This is a genomic window from Streptomyces sp. NPDC048277 (assembly GCF_040652235.1).
Taxonomy (GTDB): Bacteria; Actinomycetota; Actinomycetes; order Streptomycetales; family Streptomycetaceae; genus Streptomyces.
Genome location: NZ_JBEZLQ010000047.1, coordinates 25711 through 44919, shown reverse-complemented (window position 1 = coordinate 44919; position 19209 = coordinate 25711). Strand labels below are relative to the sequence as shown.

Here is a 19209-nt window from a genome sequence, read left to right as displayed (position 1 = left end):
GGGCGGAGAGCCTGTCGGCTCTATAGTTGGCCTGGCGGCCAACTATAGGCCTGACGGCCCGTTAAGTACTGTCGTCGTGCCTGACGGCACGACTGTGTGTTCAGGTGTCAGGGTTGGCCCTGGCGGGCCAACTTGGTTGGTTGATGTGTGAGTTGGCGGGCCTGGCGGCCCGCTCAGCAAGGGGAATGCTGTCCTGCCTGACGGCAGGACAGGTGAAGGTGACGGGCCCCTCCCCTGGCGGGGAGGCGCAGTGTGGGAGGTGAGGGTGCCGACGCCTGGCGGCGCCGTGATGTCATAACGGGGGTGGTTGCACAGATATTTGGGTTGTCTGCGCTCCCCTGTCGGGGAGCTTGAGTGGGTGGTGTCCGGCTGTCGCCGGACTGAGTGGGTATCAGTTTCCTTCTGCGCAGGCGCTGGTGCGTACCGCTCTGTGAGGGCGGTGGTGAACACCCAGGGCCCCATTCGGGGCCTTGGCCGTGTCGTGGGCGGTTGGGGCTGGTGGATTCCCGTCAGGCGTCGGTGTCGGCTGTCGATGGGGTGATGGTGCAAGGCGGCCTCCAGTGCGGAGGGCGCGCCTGCCCCTGCCGGGGCAGGGTTGGCTCAGGTTCGGGGGCCTGGGGAGCGGCCAAGGACGATGGCCAGCACTCGAAGGGCCGCTTGCCGTCGGCTTTCGGTACGGGCGTACGCGGCCGTCAGGGTGAGTCCGATGATCGGGAGGAAGCGGGTGGCCAGCAGTGCGGTGACGAGCGGGCTGTTGAGCAGGGTGAGCAGGTGGTGGGACATCGGTGGGGCCTCCTTGGGTGCCGGGGTGTCGGGCTTCGGTGGCCTCATTGAGCTGCGTCCGGCGGGTTTCCGGCGATGTCCTGGACGGTGTATGGCGGGCGTCTAGGCTGGTCAGGGCTTATCTGGTGGGTTTTCCGGCGCAGGAGTAGGCGGACAGGGTGGGAAGGGATGCGGGTGGAGCAGGGCACGGCGGTGCGGGCTTTCGCGGCCATGCTGAAAGGCCTGTATGAGAGGGCGGGTGCGCCCACGTTGGCGGCGCTGGTGCGCCAGAGCACGCGACATCGGCCGCGTGTGGATCTCAGTACGTCGTCGCTGAGTGACTGGCTGGCGGGCCAGTCCGTTCCCTCTCAGCTGCAGGTGGTGCAGTTCCTGGTCGTCTATCTCGCCCGGCAGGCCCGCCAGGCGGGCCATGCGGGGGCTCCTGCCGGGTGGATGAGGCTGTGGGAGGGGGCGGTTGAGGAGAGACGGCAGCGGCGCGGTGGCCGTCCTTCCCGTCCTGTGCCGGGCGGGGCCAGGCTGCAGGTTCCTGTCCGCGGCCGGTTCGTGGCCGAGTTGCGGGACGAGGAGGCGTTCGATGAGTGGGAGGTGCACCGGCCCGTCGATGTGACGGCGGCGGTACCGGGGGTGCTGCCGCTGTACGTGCGGCGTGCCCACGATGAGGTTCTGCGTTCGGCGGTGGCGCAGGCGGCCAGTGGCGCGAGCCGGACGGTCGTGCTGGTCGGTGAGTCGTCCTCGGGCAAGACGAGGGCGTGCTGGGAGGCGGTGGCGGAGCTGCCGGCCGGTTGGCGGCTGTGGCATCCGCTCGATCCGTCGCCGGTCCAGGCGCTGGCGAATGCGTTGCGGGAGGGCATCGCTCCGCGCACCGCGATCTGGCTCAACGAGCTGCAGTGGTATGTCGGCGAGCAGGCAGGCGCGTTGGCCGAGCAGGTGGCGGCCGGTCTGCGGGCGTTGCTGCAGGACGGTGCAAGCGCGCCGGTGCTCGTGCTGGGGACCGTCTGGCCGGAGTTCTGGAGCGTTTTGACCGCGCCGGATGTGCCGGGCAGGAGTTCGGGGCATGCGCAGGCTCGGGCGTTGCTTGAGGGTAAGGGTGTGTATCTGCCGACCGCGTTCGAGGCGCGGGAGCTGGAGGACGCGCGGATGGTGGGCGGCCACGATCCGCGGCTGGCGGACGCGCTGGCCCATACCGATGATGGGCGGATCGCCCAGTACATGGCGGGGGCTCCGGCTCTGCTCGATCGTTACCGGGCGGCGCCGCCTGCGGCCCGGGCGGTGATCGGCGCGGCCATGGACGCCAGCAGGCTGGGCGGGGCGGCGCTGGTGGGGCAGGATTTTCTTCAGGCGGCCGCCGAGGGCTATCTGGGTGACGACGACTACGACGCTCTGGGTGAGGGGTGGCTTGAGGATGCTCTCGCCTACACGCAGCAGCCGAGCAAGGGAGTACGTGGGCTGCTGAGCCGGGTGCGGGCCCGCACGGGATCGGACGGCGGGGGTGGGTGGCGGCTGTCCGATTACATGGACCACATCGGCCGCAGCGAGCGGCGGTTTGCTGCTCCCCCGGCCTCGTTCTGGCATGCGGCGCGCGAGCACCTGCCCGAGTCTCACCTCGTGCGGGCGGTGAGTCAGGCGGCGGAGGCACGCTGGCGTGATGCCGAGGCTGTCGGCCTGTATCAGCGGGCGCTGGATCTGGGGGATCTCAAGGCGGGGCAGGGGCTGGTCTGGCTGTGGCAGGAACGCCAGCGGCCCGAGGAGGCCCGTCGGGTACAGGAGCAGGCTGCGCTGGCCGGGGACGGCGAGGCCCTGGAGGAACTGCTGGAGCCGATGCTGGAGCAGGAGCAGTACCAGCAGGCCGAGCATCTGGTACGGGAGGCCGCCGGCCGTGGCAGTCCCACCGCCCAGCTTCACCTGGCTCGTTCGCTGATGCTGGACGGCGAGGCTGAGGAGGCGGAACGCTGGTATGCCGAGGTCGCCCGGTGCAGTGATCCGGACATCCTGCGCGCCTATGCCGACGACCTGCGTGAGCGTGGAGACCTGGACGGTGCGCGGACGGCCTTGCGGGCGGCGGGCGACCGCCGTGCGATGGGCGAGCTGGTTGCTCTTGCCGAGGGGACAACCGAGGTGGAGGAGGCTGCTCGGGAAGCCTTCGCCGCGGGCGAGGCCGTCCCGTTGAAGACCCTTGCCGAGCAGGCCGAGGCCGACGGGCGGCCCGCTGACGCGGCCCGGCTGTACCGGGATGCGATCGCTGTCTTCGAGCGCCGGCGTCGCCAGCGGGAGGAGGGCGTGGACCTCATCAACTTCGAGGCAGGCCCCCGCTCCCCGCTCGACTTCATAGATCCGGCTGTGCTGCCCATGCCGCCCGGGGAGACCTGGGCGCTGCGCCAGCTGGTGGCCCTGCTGGATGCCACACAGGGTGCAGCGGCGGGCGACGGCGCGCTCGGGGAGCTCGCCGAGGACGGGAACTCCTGGGCGCTGGAGCGGCTGCTGCGGCGGCTGCGTGAACGCCGGCAGGATCGGGCTGCGGAGGCGCTGCTGGACAGCGAGGTGGCACGGGGCACCCCATGGGCGCTGTGGGTGCAGGCCCACCGTGCCGTGCACGACGAGGATGTCCCCGACGACGTCCGCCGTACGCTGCTAGAGCGTGCCGCAGCTGCCCGTGTGGGACAGGCTGTGAGAGTGCTGATGGGGACGGCCGAGGAGGCCGGGCGGCGGGAGGAGGCCGACCAGTGGGCGCTGCATGCCGCAGCTCGCGGCTACACCACGCCGTTGTGGGAGCTGATCCGAAGCCGTGAGAAAACCGGCCGGCTCGAGGAGGCCGAGCAGCTTGCCTGGAAGGTGCCGCCCGGCCGGCGGTCGTGGACCCTGCGCCGCCTGGCCCAGGACCGCAGTGGGGAGCAGGCCATGCCTTTGCTGCGGCGCGCCTACGCCGAGGCCATGGCGTGGGCGCCGGGCATGCTCGCCGAACGCCTGGAAAAAGCAGGCGAGTTCACAGAGGCCGAGCACTTCGCGCGGCAGGCTGCCGACGCGGGTGACCGGCAGGCACTGGAAGACCTGGCCGCACAGCGCAGGAACGACGACCCCGACCGGCAGTGGCAGGCACTGCTGGCGAACGGGCTGACAGTCGAGGGCACTCCCGCGGCCGCCTGGTGAGGGGTCCGGCTCCTGGCCGGTGATGTACGTACAGAGAAGGCGAAGGAGCAGTGTGGTCAGGATCTCGTGGACCTGGAAAGTAGGACCACCAGAGGGTCAGCGGCAAGGCGCTGACGCGCTTGGAAGAGGTGGACTCGGACTGTACTGGGGCTGATGCCCAGCTGCTGCGCGATGTGGGCCGTCGGCTCGCCGAGTGTCCACAGCCAGGTGACCTGCCGCATGCGCAGGGGGAGCCTGTTGAGTGCTTCAGCCAGCCCCCTGTTGCGCAGGCCCTCGATGGCCGTGTCTTCGGAGCTTTGCTCGACCTCGTTGCCGTCCAAGAGTTCGCCGGTTGTCACCTCCAGCCGGAAGCGTGCCGAGGTGAAGTGGTCGGCTACGAGATTGCGGGCGATGGTGACCACCCAGGCCCCGAAGTCCCGCCCCCGCCAGGTGAACGTATCCAGGCGCTGGAACGCGCGGGCGAATACTTCGCTGGTCAAGTCCTCAGCGGTCGCCTTGCCCTCGACTCGGTAGTAGACGTACCGGTACACCGTGTCGCTGTAGGCGGTGTAGAGCTCAGCGAAAGCCCCACCATCCCCGGCCTGGGCACGCTCCACACACTGCACGATGTTCTGGATCCCGAACGTCGGCTCCCCGCCCGGAGGGAGGGGAGCCGGGGAAGCTGGGGTCGGCATCAGCTCTCAGCCGTCGAGACACCGGGACGGCTCAGGGCAATCCACAGGGCGGCTCCGGCTTGGACGAGGGCTGCGGCGCTGGCCGCGGCTGCAGGGGCTGGCGCGGCGATACCCGCTGTGACCGCCAACAGGACGATGACCACCAGGACGATCACGTGACTGTAGCGTGGACGTGGCACGCCGCAGGGTGACCGGCGGTGCCCTTCGGGTAGACGCAGAGAATGATGCATGAGGTGAACTCCCGTATCTGAGAGGGCCTTTCACCGTGCTCCGGCCAAGGACTGCGGCGGAAAGCCCCGCGACGATGACATCTCGAAGTGTGGGACTGGTCACACGCTTCGTCCAAGGCCTGGGGAGCGTGGATAAGTTCACATGTTCTGGACTAAACGCCCCTGGTGGCAGCATCGTTGAACAGTTCGCTGGTGCCTGCCACGTGGCGTGGTGTCGGCGTTTAGGCAGGGGCGGGACATTCCGCGTCTGAGAGAGGCCCGTCGTCCTGCTCCGGCCGAGCGACTGAGACGGCGGGCCTTCGCCCGCTCCACGTCAACGGCCTTGAGGACGATCCCTCAGGGCTTGGGACCGTGATGCGGGTGCTGATCTCGTCGAGATCAGGGTGGTTGAGAGCGGCTGTGCAGCGCAGGGCCAGCTGACGCCTGGCAGTACGCATCGCCAGTCGACCGAGATCGGTCGCACTGAGGTCGGCGGTCTTCAAGCCGATGCTTGCCTGCCATCACCCTGCCGTGCCTCGCCAGCGAGGAACGTCCTTGATGCCACAGGGGGTTCGTAGAGTGGGTGTGTGGTGAGAGTGCCGTGGGAGAAGCTGGCCGAGAGTCCAACGTTGTCAGAGTCCGTGGTGACTTTGCTGGTGCTGCGCTTACGGAAACAGGCTCAGGCCGTCGACGGCAAGGGCGGGGACGGTGGCCGGGACCTGTTCGAGTACACGGATGACGGCGAACTCGTCCTGTATGAGGCGAAGTCGTTCACCGGCCGGATGGATGCGGGGCGTCGCCGGCAGGTGGAGCGGTCGCTGGTATCGGCGGCGCGCCACCAGCCGGACCACTGGGATCTGCTCGTGCCCATCGACCCGACCCCCGCCGAGCAGCAGTGGTTCGACGGCCTGCGGGTCAGGTTCCCGTTCGTACGCAGGTGGCGGGGACGCAGCTGGCTGGACGAGAAGTTCGCGGCCCATCCCGATCTGGTGCGCTACGCGCTGCAGGATGCCCCTGAGTATCTCCTGGAGCGCATCGCCGAAGCCGGGGCCGGGCAGGGCGGGCTGGCCGACGGGATCAACAACTATCTCCGGTGGGCCGGCTCGCAGCAGACCCAGGCGCCGGGCTACGGCGGGCTGCTGCGTCTGGGGCTGGTGCCGGATGTGAGCAGTGCCTTCGTCGCGCGGGATTCCCAGGAGGCGCTGGCACGCGCCTTGCAGTGCGCGGACGGCGATGGTGCCGGGCACGGGGTGGCCGTCCCAGTGAAAGGGCGGGTGATCACCGGTACCGGAGGGGCGGGCAAGACGTCTTTGGCCGCCTGGTACTGCCACGCTGCTGTCGGCGATGCGGCGCGCGGTGTCGACGTGCTGTTGTGGGTGACAGCGCACAGTGCGTCGGACGTGGCCGCCGTCTACGCGCAGGCGGCCGGAATGCTGGCGCTGGCACCCGGTAGCGACGACACCGCTTTTTTGTGCCGCCAGTTCCTCAACTGGCTGCGGACGACGGAACGCAGGTGGCTGATCGTTCTCGATGACGTGTACTCCCCCGGTGCGATGGAGGGGCTCTGGCCGCCCCAGCACACTGCCGGTGACGGCAGGGTCATCGTGACCACGCGAAGCCGCGAGAGGGATCTCGCCGTCATGAGCGGCCACGCCTTCCTGCCGGTGGGTGTCTTCACCCCTGCCGAGTCGCTCGCCTGCCTGCGCAGCACGCTGCAGCGGCCCGCGGACGCCGGCAGCGATACCGTGGCGGACCTGACCGGGCTCGCCGAGGATCTGGGGCACCTTCCTCTGGCTCTGTCCCGGGCCGCCGCGTATCTGGACTACAACGCCTCCTGCAGCGTGGCTCGTTACCGGCGTCTGCTGGCCGATCGTCGGCTGACTCTCGAGCGGCTCACCCCCGCCGTACGGGGTGGCGCTGCCGGCGGTTCGGTGGCTGCGCTGTGGGACATCTCCATCGAGCAGGCCGATGAGCACACCGGCAAGCTGGCCAGGCCGATGCTGGAGTTGGCGGCCGTTCTCGACGGAACCGCGGGTATTCCGGAGCAGTTGTTCGTCAGCGGGGCCGTCTGTGCCTGGCTGGCCGAGCGCGGTGAGGTTGGCCGGCATGTCGATGAGCTGGAGGCCGAGCTCACGCTGGCGACGCTGGACCGCCTGCATCTGATCGACCGTGCCGTGCAGGACGGCGGCCGTGCCGCCTGGTGGGTGCGGGTCCACCAGCTGATTCAGCGCGCTGTCCGCGAGCATCGCGTGCCCGGTGGTGAGGGTGAGGCCTGGCAGCAGCGCGCCCCGGTTGTCCTGCCCACAGCGGCGCACGCTCTGCTCGAGATCTGGCCCGGGCCCGAAGACGACCAGGACCTTGCTCAGCGGCTGCGGGCCAGTGCAAGCTCGCTGGCCGACCTCGACCAGGCAACAGACAGTCATCCGCTGTGGCTCGACGAGAGCGCCCGTCCGGTTCTTTTCCGGCTGGGCAACAGCGCTGGGGAGTCCGGTGGCACCGCCTGGGCCCGCGATCATTTCAAGGCGCTGGTCCCGCTCGCCTCCCGGTTCCTGGGGCCTGATCACCCTTCCGCGCTGGTCGCGCGGCGCATGCTGGGCCGCTGGCAGAGCAAGTCCGCAGACCTCGCGGAGGCGGTGACGACCCTGGAGAGCGTGGAGGCCGACTACCGACGGCTGTACGGGGCCGGCGCGCTTGAGACGTTGTCGGTCCGTCACGATCTGGCGGTGGTCCGCGGGGATGCCGGAGACGCGTCAGGCGCGGTCGCCGCTCTTGCCGACGTGCTCGCCGGGCGGCGGCTCGCCGGAGCGGACCGCGGGACGATTCTCACGACGTTGCACAACCTTGCCTACTGGAACGGCGCGACAGGCAATGCGGCGGAGGCTGCTGCGGCCTACCGCGACCTGATCCCTGCCATGGAGGAGGAGTTCGGCAGCGATCACCACGGAACCCTGATGGCCCGTCACAACCTTGCCCGGTGGACCGGAGAGACAGGAGACGCCGCTCAGGCCGTCATGCTGCTCGGGGTGCTTGTGCGGGACCAGACACGGGTGCTCGGGTCCCGGCATCCGCACGTGATGACCTCCCGGCAGAGCCTTGCCCGCTGGCAGGCCGCAACGGGCGACACGGACCAAGCCATGGCCGGCTATCGGGCGCTGATCCGGGACATGCGTGAAGTCTTCGACACCGATGACCCCGAGCTGCTTGCCGCCCGCCACAATCTCGCCCGTCTGCAGGCCGGGACGGACCCCGCCGCAGCCGCCGCGGATCTCGAGGCTGTCACTGCGGACCGGGCCCGCATCCTGGGCTCCCGCCACCCCGACACTCTCATTTCCCGCCACAGCCTCGCTCTGTGCCTGGGCAGGGCAGGAAGACCCCATGAGGCCGTGCGCGTACTGGAGCTCCTGGTTCAGGACCGGCTGCACGTGTTCGGCAAAGATCATCCGGGCGTTCTCGATGCACGTCACAACCTTGCCGTGATGCGCGGGGAAGCGGGAGATCCGCACGCGGCGATCGCAGGCCTTCACGGGCTCCGTCCCGATCTGGAACGGATTCTGGGCCCCGGCCACCCCGGTACCGTGAAGGCCATCGAGGATCTCGGCGACTGGTACGCAACCGCCGGAGATACGCGGGCGGCGATCGAGACCTATCGGGGGCTGATCGGTCACGTCGAGCGGCACCTCGGTGCCGGGCACGTTGCTGTCCTGCCCGCTCTCGACAAGTTCGCGATGTGGCAGGGGCGTGCGGGCAGCCCAGGGGAAGCCGTGCGTGTCCTGACCCGGATGCTTTCCATCGCGCAGCAGGTACTGGACAGCGACAACCCCACCATCCCCGTCATCGAAGGCAACCTCGCCTTCTGGCGTGCTCAGGTGGGCGGCCCGCGGGGCGGGGAGGCTGCGGCACACACCTGACGGGCGGCAGGAGCCGCCGGATATGCGGCACGGAAAGGCGGGCACGTCCAGGAGACGACCTTCGGCAAACAGACCGCGTCGCCCTCAGCCGGTCCGTAGGCTGTGATGCGGAATTTTCGATGCTTTTCCCGCAATGGCTGAGGACCTGTGGACACTGGAACACTGCTGCTGGTCGGCGCCGCGGGCGGGGCGGTTCGCGGGGTTTTACACGCCTACGACTGCATGACCGAATGACTCAACGGCAGGCGCAGCCACCGGCTCGCCCTCGATCCGCCTCGCGAGGGGCCTCCCGCGTTCAGTACCTACGACGTGGGGGGCGAGAGTATCGCAGCCGTGGTGCACACCCTCCTGGGGGCCGGCGTGGCAACGCTTTTGGGAACCTCCGGCCAGATCAGCGGCGGCTTCGCAGTGTTCGCCGCGGGAGCCTCGGCACCACTGGCCCTCGTTCAGCTCAAGAACTCCCGCCTGGCCGAGGCGATCCTCGGCGACTCCGCCGCCCCGTCGTCTTCCGCCCGCGCTCCGCAGCCCTCACATCCGTCCGAGCCGCCGACTGGCTTGCGCCGGCCGGCCACCGACCAGGACGGTGCCGTATGACCCGGCCCGGCCTGCTGCGCCGGGCCGCCTCGGCCACTCTCGGAGCAGACCTGCGCCCCACTCGCACCACTACGGTGATTGCCGTCGAACTCTCCTTGGCGCGCCGGGCCGCAGCCGCCCTCATCGGCATCCGCTCCTACCGCGCCACCAGCCATGACGCGGCCCTCACATCCCAGAGGCCGAACCCTCCTCCCCCGCCTGCGCGGATATGGGAGGTTTCCCGGCACGATGCCCTTGCCCACCGCGCGGCCACCGACACCTCGACGCCGCCAGAGGCACGCGCTGCCTACCGCGGCTTCCTGACCCCGTCCCCCCGAAGCAGTACGTCCCCGGCCTCAGCCGCCGATGCCGACCCGCTGTCCTTCGTGGTCATCGCGGCAGATGACAGGGACGCACGCCAGCCGCGGAAACGCCGCCCTTCGCTCGTCTTGGCCGCCGTCTTCGCCGTCCTGGCCGCTGCACTGGGCGCCCTCGTCCATCACCGGCCCTCCCCCAGCCACCTTCCCGGGTAGTGACCGGAGACGTTCCGGAGCTGTATGTCGGCACCTGAACAGCGATCACCAACGCTGACGGCAACAACACCCGCACACTTGCCATTGGACAAGGCCGCATCGGCGGCACCGCGCTGCCCCTCACCGCCGACAGGTTGGCCGGGTCGGTCAGAGTGCCTTGCTGCCAGGTGCGCAGCCCATTTCAGTGCCTCGGCTGTATGCGTGGACTGCAGGCCGGTGTGAGGCCGGGGTTGGACAAGGAGTGTCGCGTGTCCGCGGGCGGTGCGTTCTGCGGCCCAGGTGTGGTCGAGGGCGGTGAAGTCGTCGTCGATCCAGATGGCGGGTGCGTCGCCGAGCCAGGCGTCGACGTAGTCGCGTTTCCATAGGTAGCCGTTGGGGTGGCTGGTGGTGATCTTCGGGCGTGGGAGGTTGAGGTAGGGGAAGGGCGGAAGGCCCAGGAGTGGACCGATCACGGTGGCGGCGTCCTGGCGCCAGCTGGTGCACCAGACGGGGGTAAGCAGACTGGTGCGGATGATGTCCATGAGCAGTCGGCCGTGAGCGGGGTCGAGCCAGACCGTGACGGGATCGTCCGCGTCACGGCCGGTAGGAACGACATCGTGACGGATGTGCGTGGCTGGGGTGGCACCGTGGTCGTCGGGGAAGGGAATGAGGACGCCGTCGATGTCAAGGAGCAGGTAGGGCTGGCGCATCTGTTCCTCCTGAGGGAGCCGGGCGGCATCAGGGCTTGGCTGCGGTAATCAGCAAGGTGGTGGGCCAAAGGTCCGGGCAGCCGGCACGGAATTCCTCAGCGAAGGTGAGCCACAGGCCCGCGCGGTGCAGGTGTCTGTCCCAGCGGACCGTGTCGAAGTCCCAGCGGGCGATGGGCAGTCGGGTGCTATCGGGGAGGGTGACGTAGTCCCGGCGGGGCTGGTCGTCGGTGGATGGTTGCCGACCTGCGCGCTGCGGGTGGGGGACGGAGAAGGCCAGTGTGCCGCCGGGTTTGAGGCGCTCGGCGATGGCCGGGAGCAGGAGTGTCGGGGCTACCAGGCCGATCGCGCCGAAGACGGAGTAGATCGCGTCGAACTGCTCGTCGGCGGCTTGCAGGTAGTGGAGGGCGTGGCCGGCGGCGAAGGTCAGATTGCTCAGCCGCCCATAGTGGGAGCGGGCCCGGCGGACCTGTAGGCCAACCAGGTCGACGCCGGTGACCTGGGCTCCGTACCGGGTAGCGAGGTGGGCGGCGTTGTGGCCGGGGCCGCAGCCGAGTTCCAACAGTCTCTTGCGGCGCTGGTCCGGTCCGAGGATCTCGGCGCCGGGTCCGCTGCCTGGCCGCGTGGTCCATTCCATCCGTGCAGGTACGGACAGCGGCTTGGCGGGGCTGGCCGTGGTGCGCTGGAGGGCGTGGACATACCAAGGGGAAGCCTGGACGAGCACGTCAGACCTCCAGGAGGTGGAGGACGTCGGTGAGGTGACGGCGTACGGCCTTGAGGTAGGCGGGGTCGGTGGCCGGGTCGTCGATCCAGCGGATGGACTGCTCCATGAACCACTCGACGGCCCACATACGGTGCCAACCCAAGGCCCACTTCTCGGCGGGAAGCCCGCCACGTTCGGCGAGGGCGTCGGGGGTGCCGCCGGCCGTGACGTACTGCTCCAGGAAGACCCGCAGCCGTGCGGGGTCGGGGGTGTCGAGGGTGCCGTGCCAGCTGGCGAGGTCGAGCAGGCCGGGGCCGGTGAAGGCGCGGGCGAAGTCCAGCAGCCGCCAGCCGGATCGGCCGATGTGGAGGCTGGTGGGGTGGAACTCGGAGTGCACCCAGCCGAACGGCGCCACCGTCGTACCAGCCGACCTCGTCTCGGCGGCCTGGGCGATGCGGTCGAGCGCGTCCTCGACGTCGTCCGCGTCCTGCCACCGCCCGGCCTTGCGGAGCCGGGCGAGGTGCTCCAAGGCTCGATTCGGCAGCGTACGGAGCCAGTTCTGGCCGAGGACGGGCAGGCCTGGAGCCGTGCGGGTGCCGTGCAGGACGACGGCCGCGGCGACGCCGTCGAGATCGTCGGCGTCGCGGACGGCGGTGCCGAGATCGTCCATGAGCATGCCGAGCCAGCCGTCCCGGACGGCGGAGGCGTGAACCTGCGGGACAGGAACGCCACGCGTGTGGGCCAGTCGCAGTGCCTCGTCCTCACCGTCGAACGGCCTCTTGGCGTACTTGAAAATGGCGGTGGTGGTGTCGGGGAAGGTCAGGCGCTCGACGCCGGACATGGACCAGACGCGTACCTCCTCACGCTCTGCAGTGGGCCGCCCGACGATGGTCAGGAGGTTGTCCAGGATGTCGGCGTTGAGAGTTGTGTCCATCTGGTGCTCCCATACGGTCGGTGGCGTCCGGGGCGGGCGAGAAGTGCGGCCCGCCCCGGAGCCGGGACGGAGGTGCTACGCGGCCTGCGCCGCGCGGTGGGCGTAGATCTGCTCGATCCAGCCGGTCTTGAAGGCCGCGAGGTCGTCGCGGAAGGTGGTCATGGACGCACCGTAGGGCGCGACGACGCCGCCGGACTGGTCCGGCACGGACTGGCAGCCGTGCACGAGCCGACCGCCGAGGGCGGCATGAGCCTTGATGGACTCGATGCGGCGGTGCTCGTTGAACCAGCCACCGTGGTACACCTCGTCGAGCATGCCGCCCGTCTCGTCGTCCAGGTCGAAGACGACGGAAGTAGCAGCGGGGAAGAACCAGCACGGGCCGACGTTGGAGATGCGCCCGTCCAGCTCCACCTTGTTCAGCGCCATCAGCGTGGCCGCCTCGCGAAGCATCCGCAGGTGCTCGGCGGTGATCTGCGGCAGGCCGAGGCCGGCGAGGTGCTCGTCGCGGAACAGGTATGTGTACACCTCGTAGGCGGTGGCGAGCACCCGGGTGGCGTCCGAGGTGGACTCGGCGTGGGCCTTGATGAAGTCCAGTGCGAGCTGCTCGACCGCGCTCTCGGTCGTCTCCTCCACGTTCAGGAGCCGGGACTTGACCAGCTCCCAGTCGGCGACGAGCCAGGTGTTCGACTCGAAGCGGAAGAAGTACTCGGCCGGATCGATGGTGATGCTCCGGCCGTCGACCCGGATGCCGGGCAGCCGGCTCCAGCGTTCGTCGAACGCCTCGGGCAGTACGGTCGTGATGGCCGCGGTGTCGATGGTGGTCACCGTGTCTCCGTCTCTGATCGGCCGGGTTCGGGCACACGGGTGCCCGAACCCGGTGTAGGCGTAAGGAACTTCGGGGAGCCGCCCGGCCGAAGGGGGCTCCTGGTCACGGCGTCGGACCGGGGCCGGGCGGCTGATGTTCAGTGAACCTGTCGTCACGGACTGTGGGTACGGTGAGAGGCAGTCGAAGCGGTATACGCGGTTTACAGCCCCGCACGGGAGGCGGTCGTGGCAGCGCAGAGAGAACCCAACTCCCGGCTGCGCGACGCCATCGACGCGACCGGGTCCACGTACGAGGCGCTGGCGAAGGACATCCGGCGCGTCGCGGCCGAGAACGGCGAGATCCTCCAGACCAACAAGTCGGCCGTCTCCCACTGGGTCAACGGCACCAGGCAGCCCACCGGCCGGACCGGCCTGTACCTCGCCGAAGCCCTGTCCCGCCGGACAGGTCGCACCATCACCCAGACCGAGATCGGCCTCCGAGCACCCGCCATCGAGGAGTCGGCGGCCGAGCGGGATCCTGTCCTGGCCGCAACCGATCTGGGCCGCGCCGACGTCGAGCGCCGCCGTTTCATCGCGGTTGCTGCGTTCACCACGGCCGGCGTCGCCATGCCGCTGGCCCACGACCACGAGGCCACCGCCCGCATGCTCCGCGCCCGCACCGGCACATCCGTGGTCGGCACGGAGGATGTGGACGTCGTACGCCAGATCACTGCTGCCTTCAGCGCGGCAGACGAACGCCTCGGCGGCGGCCATGGCCTGACCACCGTCACCGCCTACCTCGCCGACACCGCCGCCCCCATGCTCCGTGGCCGCTTCCCGAACGAAGCCTTACGCCGTCAAGCGTTCGGGGCCGTGGCCGAACTCGCCTACTTGGCAGGCTGGAAGCACCACGACCTCGGCCAGGAAGGCGCCGCTCAGCGCTACTACCAGGTCGGCTACCAGCTCGCCTGCGAAGCCGACCCGCACGGCCACGCCGCCTGGATGATGCGCGCCCTCGCCCACCAGGCGCTCAGTCTCAAGCAACCCCGCTACTGTGTCGACCTCGTTGAAGGGTCCTTACGGCGGGGCCTTGGTTACGTCGACGGGCAGACTGAGGCGCTGCTGCACATCACCCATGCCCGTGCCTACGCTGCCGCTGGTGAGAAGCTGGCGGCCGCCCGTGCTTTACTCGCCGCCGAAGACGCCCTGCTGCGCGATGACGGCCCTCAGCCCAGCTACTCCCGCGTCAGCGGCCCTGCCGCAGGTACCGTCGCCAGCCACACCGCTCGCACGCTGACCGACTTGGCCGACCATATCGGCACCGAGCAGCAGCATCGTGATGCCCTGGTGCGCTGGGACCCCGAGAAGTACAAGCGGGTCCACGCGCTCACCTACGCCGATCTGGGTGACAGCCTCGCCGCCCAGGCCCGCGCCGACGAGGCCGTGGCCGCGTGGTCTCAGGCTGTGACGCTGATGGAAGGCATGACCTCCGACCGCACCCGCAAAGCGATCATTTCGCTCCGCTCCACTCTCTCGATCTACCAGCGTCGCAAAGTGCCCGGAGCCGCCGAACTCGCCCGCCGCGCACGCCATGCACTGGCCTAAGCTGCCCACCAACCGGCCGACGAAGGGACACCAGCCGTGGCTCAGCGGACAACCGACGACCAGCCCGAAGCCCTCCCGCCCGCCCTCGAATCCATGACCCTGCTGGTCGCCGCCGTCATCGTCCACGACCAGGCCGCGGGTCGCGTGGTCCTCCTCCAGCGCAGTCAGAACGCCAAGTTTGCCCAGGGCATGTGGGACCTCCCCGTCGGCAAGAGCGAACCCGGCGAACCCATCACCGAAACCGCGGTACGCGAGCTGTATGAGGAGACCGGCCTGACCGTCAAGCCGGAGTCCCTGAAGGTGGCTCACGTCATCCACGGCGCCTGGGGCGTGGAAGCACCCAACGGCTTCCTCACCGTCGTCTTCGCCGCCCGCGAATGGACCGGCGAACCCGAAAACCGCGAACCCCGCAAGCACGCCGAGGTCCGATGGGTCGACACCGACGCCATCCCCGAGGAGTTCGTGGACACCACCTCCAGTGCTCTTCGGCGGTACCTCGCGAACGGACCGCAGGTGTCCCTGGCCGGTTGGCAGTAGCGACCCCGTCTCCCCGGTTCGGTGGCTGGAGCGGCTGGCTTTGTAGGCGGCCCGAGCAGGTCACCGGGCGCACCCGCTTTGGGCATGGGCCGCGGGAAGGCTGCCGGCGGCCGGCAGCACCAGAATCTGACGGCCCGATGTCCCCATGCAACGACACGCGGCGGGTGCAGACTCTGTTCGGGTAAGACACCTCCTTACCCACCGCATCACCGGCCAGACCGTCGGGCCGCTTGTTCTGTGACAGGGCTTGCTCTGGCGGGTTCGGCACCATGGCTCCAGCTGCGCCCCGGCGTGCTCGCCGGGGCACAGACAGTGGTCTCAGGAGAGCGGTGAGGGTTTGCGGGGCGGCGGAAGCGCGGCCAGCAGTTCCCACAAGGGCCGTGAGCCTGCGGCCCAGGTTGCGAGCAGATGGCGGTCGACGAGGTGCAGCCGCTGCTGCCGGGCAAAGGTGCGGCCGGGCTGGGTGATCCTGCCGTTGGTGACCATGACAACGACATCCGCCTTGTGGACGGGGCGTCCCGTTCCGTTGAGGACCTGCAGTTCCGGGGTGCCCACCGCTGCGCCTCGCTCCCCCTGCCGCCGGTGTTTGCACTGGATCACCCAGCGTCGGCCCTGCGGGTCGGTCGCCTTCACGTCCGCCCCCAGGTCCCCCTGTCCTCCGACCTGGACGGCGTCCTTGCAGCCGTCCCGGTGCATGAGGTCCCGGACGGCGTGTTCGAACTGCCGGTGGGAGAGCGCATCCAGCTGGGTCAGTCCGTAACGCAGGGCCCGAGCACGTGCTTGCTCCCACTGCATGCGCTGCCGTGCGCGCTGCCACCACCCGATACCGCCCAGGACGGCGCCGACAGCCAGAAGGATCAGCACCCACCAGTGCGCGACCAGCCAGTTGACCACCGTCACCACAATGCCGAACACCGCGATGGCGACCACGGCCAGGACGGCGATCTGGTTGTCCGAGCTGCGCCTGCGGCGAGGACGCCGGGTGGTCCGCCGCATGGCGGGCGGACGCCGGGTCATCGCCCGGCTCCCAGAGCGGACAGATCGACCGGGTACGACACCGTCGGGTGCGGGGAAGCCGTCCGGGCGGTGCCGTCGGTGGCATGGTGGAAACGGATCGGGTAGGTCACCGACGGCCGGGGGGAGTTGCTGTCCGCCCCGTGCGCGGTCGAGGTGGTGCCGAAGCCGAGCACAGCCAGGCCGAAGGCGGCGAAGATGGTCATCTCCCGGCGCGCTCCAGGCGCCCACCGGGAGTGTCCGCGTACCGGCGTTCCGTCGGAGCGCACGTACGGGCGGACTAACGGCATGTGGTCCTCCAGTTGGTGTGGGTTCCCCGCGTCGCCGTCATGCTGCCGTCCGGCACTGACAGTCGATCACCCAAACTTGTCCAACAGCCCTTGTTCCGCGACGAGTTCGGGCCATCCTGCATACTGGGCCGGGTTGCTCGGTTCTGCCTGCGGTAGTCCCGGCACTTGGGTGATGCGACAGGAACCGGGGGCGCTGGGGGCGGTTTCACCAGGGCTATCCGGTCGGCGCATGCGCCGGCGTGCCGGTGGTGTGACGTCACGGTCACGCGGGCTGAGGCGGCGGAATCGGCCGTTTCCGGGTTTTGGCGATTGTCGTCCCGGCAGCACGGGAGCCGGCGTCCTTCGGGCACCTTGGTGTCCATGGACTCGGTGGCGCTGTACTGGTCGGGGAGGCGCAGCCGGTCCCGTAGCCGTGCAAGGCGGCATAGGCCTGGGTACGGCTGCGGTTGCTGCACTTTCCTGTGGGTGGGTGGGACCGTCCTTTTTTCGGTATGTGTCGTGCAGGTGGGGCGGTGCTGCATTCCGTCCGTGACTGTGGGAGGGCAGGGTGTGGCGGTCGTTTCGCCTCTGGGTGGTCCTGCTTGGCGTGTCGGGGGGCGGGGCGGTCGCGGCGCTGGTGGCCTCGGTCTGGCTGTCGGCGACTTGGACGGCTGCTGTGGCTGCTGTGGCCGCTGCGGTTGCCGGTGTCTTCGCCGATGAAGCGAGGACCTCTCTCTTGGCGCATCGTCAGCAACGTCACGCCATCGCGGCTCGTGCGGGCCAACTGACGGTTCGGGCGCAGCGGGTGCGGGATTCGGTGGATCCGATCAGTCTGGGGGTCCATCCTGCGGCGTCGCGTCGTAATGCCGGACGGAGGGCTGAACGAGTACCGGCCTTCGTCGAACGCGACCGGTTCAACGACGTCGTACGGCGGATCGGGGAGGGTGGCTTCGTCCTGATCGTGGGTGACTCGACGGCCGGGAAGTCCCGGCTCGCCTACGAGGCCATGCGTGTGGCTGTTCCCGACTTCGTCCTGGTGCAGGCTCGGGCGTCAGAGGATCTGCATGCGTTGTCCTGTGCTGTCGGCGCGGCCCGGCATTGTGTGGTGTGGCTCGACGAGTTCGATCAGTTCCTGCGGGCTGGGGGCATCACGCTGGAGATGGTCGAAGCGATGCTCGCCGGCCCGGAACGGCAGGTGGTGCTTTTGGCGTCGATGCGCAGCAAGGAGTACGACCGGTACAGCGCACGGCAGCGTGACGTCACCGACGCGGCGACCTGGCGGGCCGGCCGGGAGGTTCTGCTGCGTGCCGGCGAGCCGATCGAGTTGGATCGTTTGTGGTCGCAGCGGGAAGTCGGGCAGGCTCAGGCAGCTGATCACGACCCGCGTTTGAAAGCGGCGGCTCAGGCGTCTGACCGGTTCGGTGTGGCCGAGGTGCTGGCGGCCGGTCCGGAACTGCTCAGCGACTGGATACACGCGTGGCAGGCGGGTGATCATCCACGTGGTGCCGCCCTGGTCGCTGCCGCCGTCGACTGCCGGCGCATGGGCTTTCACCAACCTGTGGGCGCATCGCTGCTGCTTGCCTTGCACGAGAGGTATTTGTCGGCTCGTGGCGGTGCCCTCCTACGTCCGGAACCCTTCGAGGACGCCCTGTCGTGGGCCACCACGCCGGTGCAGGGAGCCAGCAGTCTTCTGCTGCCTGGCCATGGAGGGTATCTGGCTTTCGACTACTTGATCGACCTCCCCGGGCTCTCGGCGATACCCGAGACGAGTTGGGAGGTGCTCCTTGCCGCTGTCGCACCGCAGGACGCCTTCGACGTCGGCTGGGCCGCTGTGGACTTGATGCGTCCGTCCGTTGCTCTGGAAGCATTCGATACCGCCCGCCGCCATGGGGTGCCTGACGCCGACTACGCGCACGCCATCGCCCTGGGCAACGCAGGACAGCCGCTGTCGGCCGTGCGCCTCCTGCGTGAGCTGCACGAGTACCGTGACGCGCAACTCGGCTCGGATCACCCCGATACACTCGCCACGCGTCATGACATAGCCCGGTATCTCGCCGAGGCGGGCCGGCTCTCGGAAGCCGTTACTCTCCTTGACAGCCTTGCCCTGGACCGGCAGCGGGTTCTGGGATCCCGCCACATGGCTACTTTGGTGACCCTCAGCAGCAAAGCCAGGTTCCTACGAGATAGCGGAAACGCTCCGCAGGCACTACGCCTGTTTCGGCAGTTGCTCCCCGACATGACGGGCGTTCTGGGCGCGGACCACGTGGACGTACTTCTGGCACGTCAGGAACTGGGCCGCACCCTCGGCCACACCGGCAGGGTCTCCGATGCTCTCGCCTGCATAGCTGAAGTACTCGAAGACCAAGAACGCGTCCTCGGCGCGGCGCATCCGCACACGCTCAGCACTCGCTTCGAGCTGGCGCTTCTCGTTGCCCGGTCCGGCGACCTCCGCGAGGCCATCGGGCAGTTGCAGGCCGTTCTGGACGACCAGGAACGCATCCTCGGCTTGCATTCGCGCACCCTCAGCACTCGTCATCAGCTCGGCAAGCTCCTGGCTCTTACCGGTGAGACAGAACAGGCGCGGGAAGTCCTGGCAGAGGTGCTCCGTGACCAGGAGCGGTATCACGGCCCTTCCCATCCCCGTACTCTGGCCACCCGCTACGACCAGTTCCTGGTCTCACGCCCCACGCAGGACCCGCAGGAGGCCGCCTCTGTGCTGGCAGCGCTGCAGGAGGACTGCCGCCGGGTGCTGGGCAGCGCCCATCCCCTGACCCAGGCTGTCGTCGCCTGTGAGACAACCTGACCCGCGCCCGTGGACCACCGCGAACTGCTC

Annotated in this window: 12 protein-coding genes and 2 pseudogenes; 6 read left to right on the top strand and 8 right to left on the bottom strand. The window is 69.2% G+C overall.

What is annotated here, in order from left to right:
* Positions 1 to 600 precede the first annotated feature (600 nt).
* On the bottom strand, positions 601 to 783 hold the full coding sequence (locus AB0D85_RS49855; protein WP_362337510.1) for a hypothetical protein: 183 nt from the start codon (positions 781 to 783) through the stop codon (positions 601 to 603).
* Positions 784 to 951: 168 nt separating this feature from the next.
* Here AB0D85_RS49855 and AB0D85_RS49850 point away from each other — a divergent pair, with 168 nt between their 5' ends.
* Positions 952 to 3927, top strand: coding sequence for a hypothetical protein (locus tag AB0D85_RS49850; RefSeq protein WP_362337507.1), 2976 nt, complete (start codon positions 952 to 954; stop codon positions 3925 to 3927).
* 56 nt (positions 3928 to 3983) lie between these two features.
* On the opposite strand, the pseudogene AB0D85_RS49845 reads toward AB0D85_RS49850, so the two are convergent.
* A pseudogene (locus tag AB0D85_RS49845) lies at positions 3984 to 4535 on the bottom strand (sigma-70 family RNA polymerase sigma factor); the annotation flags it as partial.
* Between the two features lie 916 nt (positions 4536 to 5451).
* Here AB0D85_RS49845 and AB0D85_RS49840 point away from each other — a divergent pair.
* On the top strand, positions 5452 to 8718 hold the full coding sequence (locus AB0D85_RS49840; RefSeq protein ID WP_362337505.1) for a tetratricopeptide repeat protein: 3267 nt from the start codon (positions 5452 to 5454) through the stop codon (positions 8716 to 8718).
* A gap of 360 nt (positions 8719 to 9078) precedes the next feature.
* Positions 9079 to 9312, top strand: a complete 234-nt coding sequence (locus AB0D85_RS49835) for a hypothetical protein (protein ID WP_362337502.1) — start codon at positions 9079 to 9081, stop codon at positions 9310 to 9312.
* A gap of 718 nt (positions 9313 to 10030) precedes the next feature.
* Here the strand turns inward: AB0D85_RS49835 and AB0D85_RS49830 are convergent.
* From AB0D85_RS49830 to AB0D85_RS49815, 4 genes and pseudogenes are all read right to left on the bottom strand, one after another.
* Positions 10031 to 10513: pseudogene (locus AB0D85_RS49830) on the bottom strand (HAD domain-containing protein); the annotation flags it as partial.
* A 28-nt stretch (positions 10514 to 10541) separates the two neighbouring features.
* Positions 10542 to 11234 carry a class I SAM-dependent methyltransferase gene (locus AB0D85_RS49825; protein ID WP_362337499.1) on the bottom strand — a complete coding sequence of 231 codons (693 nt, stop codon included), beginning with the start codon at positions 11232 to 11234 and terminating at the stop codon, positions 10542 to 10544.
* A gap of 1 nt (position 11235) precedes the next feature.
* Positions 11236 to 12147, bottom strand: a complete 912-nt coding sequence (locus AB0D85_RS49820) for an aminoglycoside phosphotransferase family protein (RefSeq protein WP_362337496.1) — start codon at positions 12145 to 12147, stop codon at positions 11236 to 11238.
* A gap of 75 nt (positions 12148 to 12222) precedes the next feature.
* Positions 12223 to 12972, bottom strand: a complete 750-nt coding sequence (locus tag AB0D85_RS49815) for a hypothetical protein (RefSeq protein ID WP_362337493.1) — start codon at positions 12970 to 12972, stop codon at positions 12223 to 12225.
* Between the two features lie 225 nt (positions 12973 to 13197).
* Here AB0D85_RS49815 and AB0D85_RS49810 point away from each other — a divergent pair, with 225 nt between their 5' ends.
* Entirely contained in the window at positions 13198 to 14556 is a 1359-nt protein-coding gene (locus AB0D85_RS49810) for a tetratricopeptide repeat protein (RefSeq protein WP_362337490.1), read from the top strand.
* Positions 14557 to 14592: 36 nt separating this feature from the next.
* Positions 14593 to 15093: an NUDIX domain-containing protein gene (locus AB0D85_RS49805; RefSeq protein WP_362337487.1), complete on the top strand. Its 501-nt coding sequence runs from the start codon at positions 14593 to 14595 to the stop codon at positions 15091 to 15093.
* A gap of 318 nt (positions 15094 to 15411) precedes the next feature.
* Here the strand turns inward: AB0D85_RS49805 and AB0D85_RS49800 are convergent, their stop codons facing one another.
* Positions 15412 to 16110, bottom strand: coding sequence for a restriction endonuclease (locus tag AB0D85_RS49800; RefSeq protein WP_362337484.1), 699 nt, complete (start codon positions 16108 to 16110; stop codon positions 15412 to 15414).
* A complete protein-coding gene (locus AB0D85_RS49795; protein ID WP_362337481.1) occupies positions 16107 to 16313 on the bottom strand; it encodes a hypothetical protein in 207 nt (68 codons plus the stop codon). The genes AB0D85_RS49800 and AB0D85_RS49795 overlap by 4 nt, the downstream gene beginning before the upstream one ends.
* Positions 16314 to 16968: 655 nt before the next feature.
* Between AB0D85_RS49795 and AB0D85_RS49790 the strand changes: the two genes are divergently transcribed.
* Entirely contained in the window at positions 16969 to 19179 is a 2211-nt protein-coding gene (locus AB0D85_RS49790; protein WP_362337478.1) for a tetratricopeptide repeat protein, read from the top strand.
* Positions 19180 to 19209 lie beyond the last annotated feature (30 nt).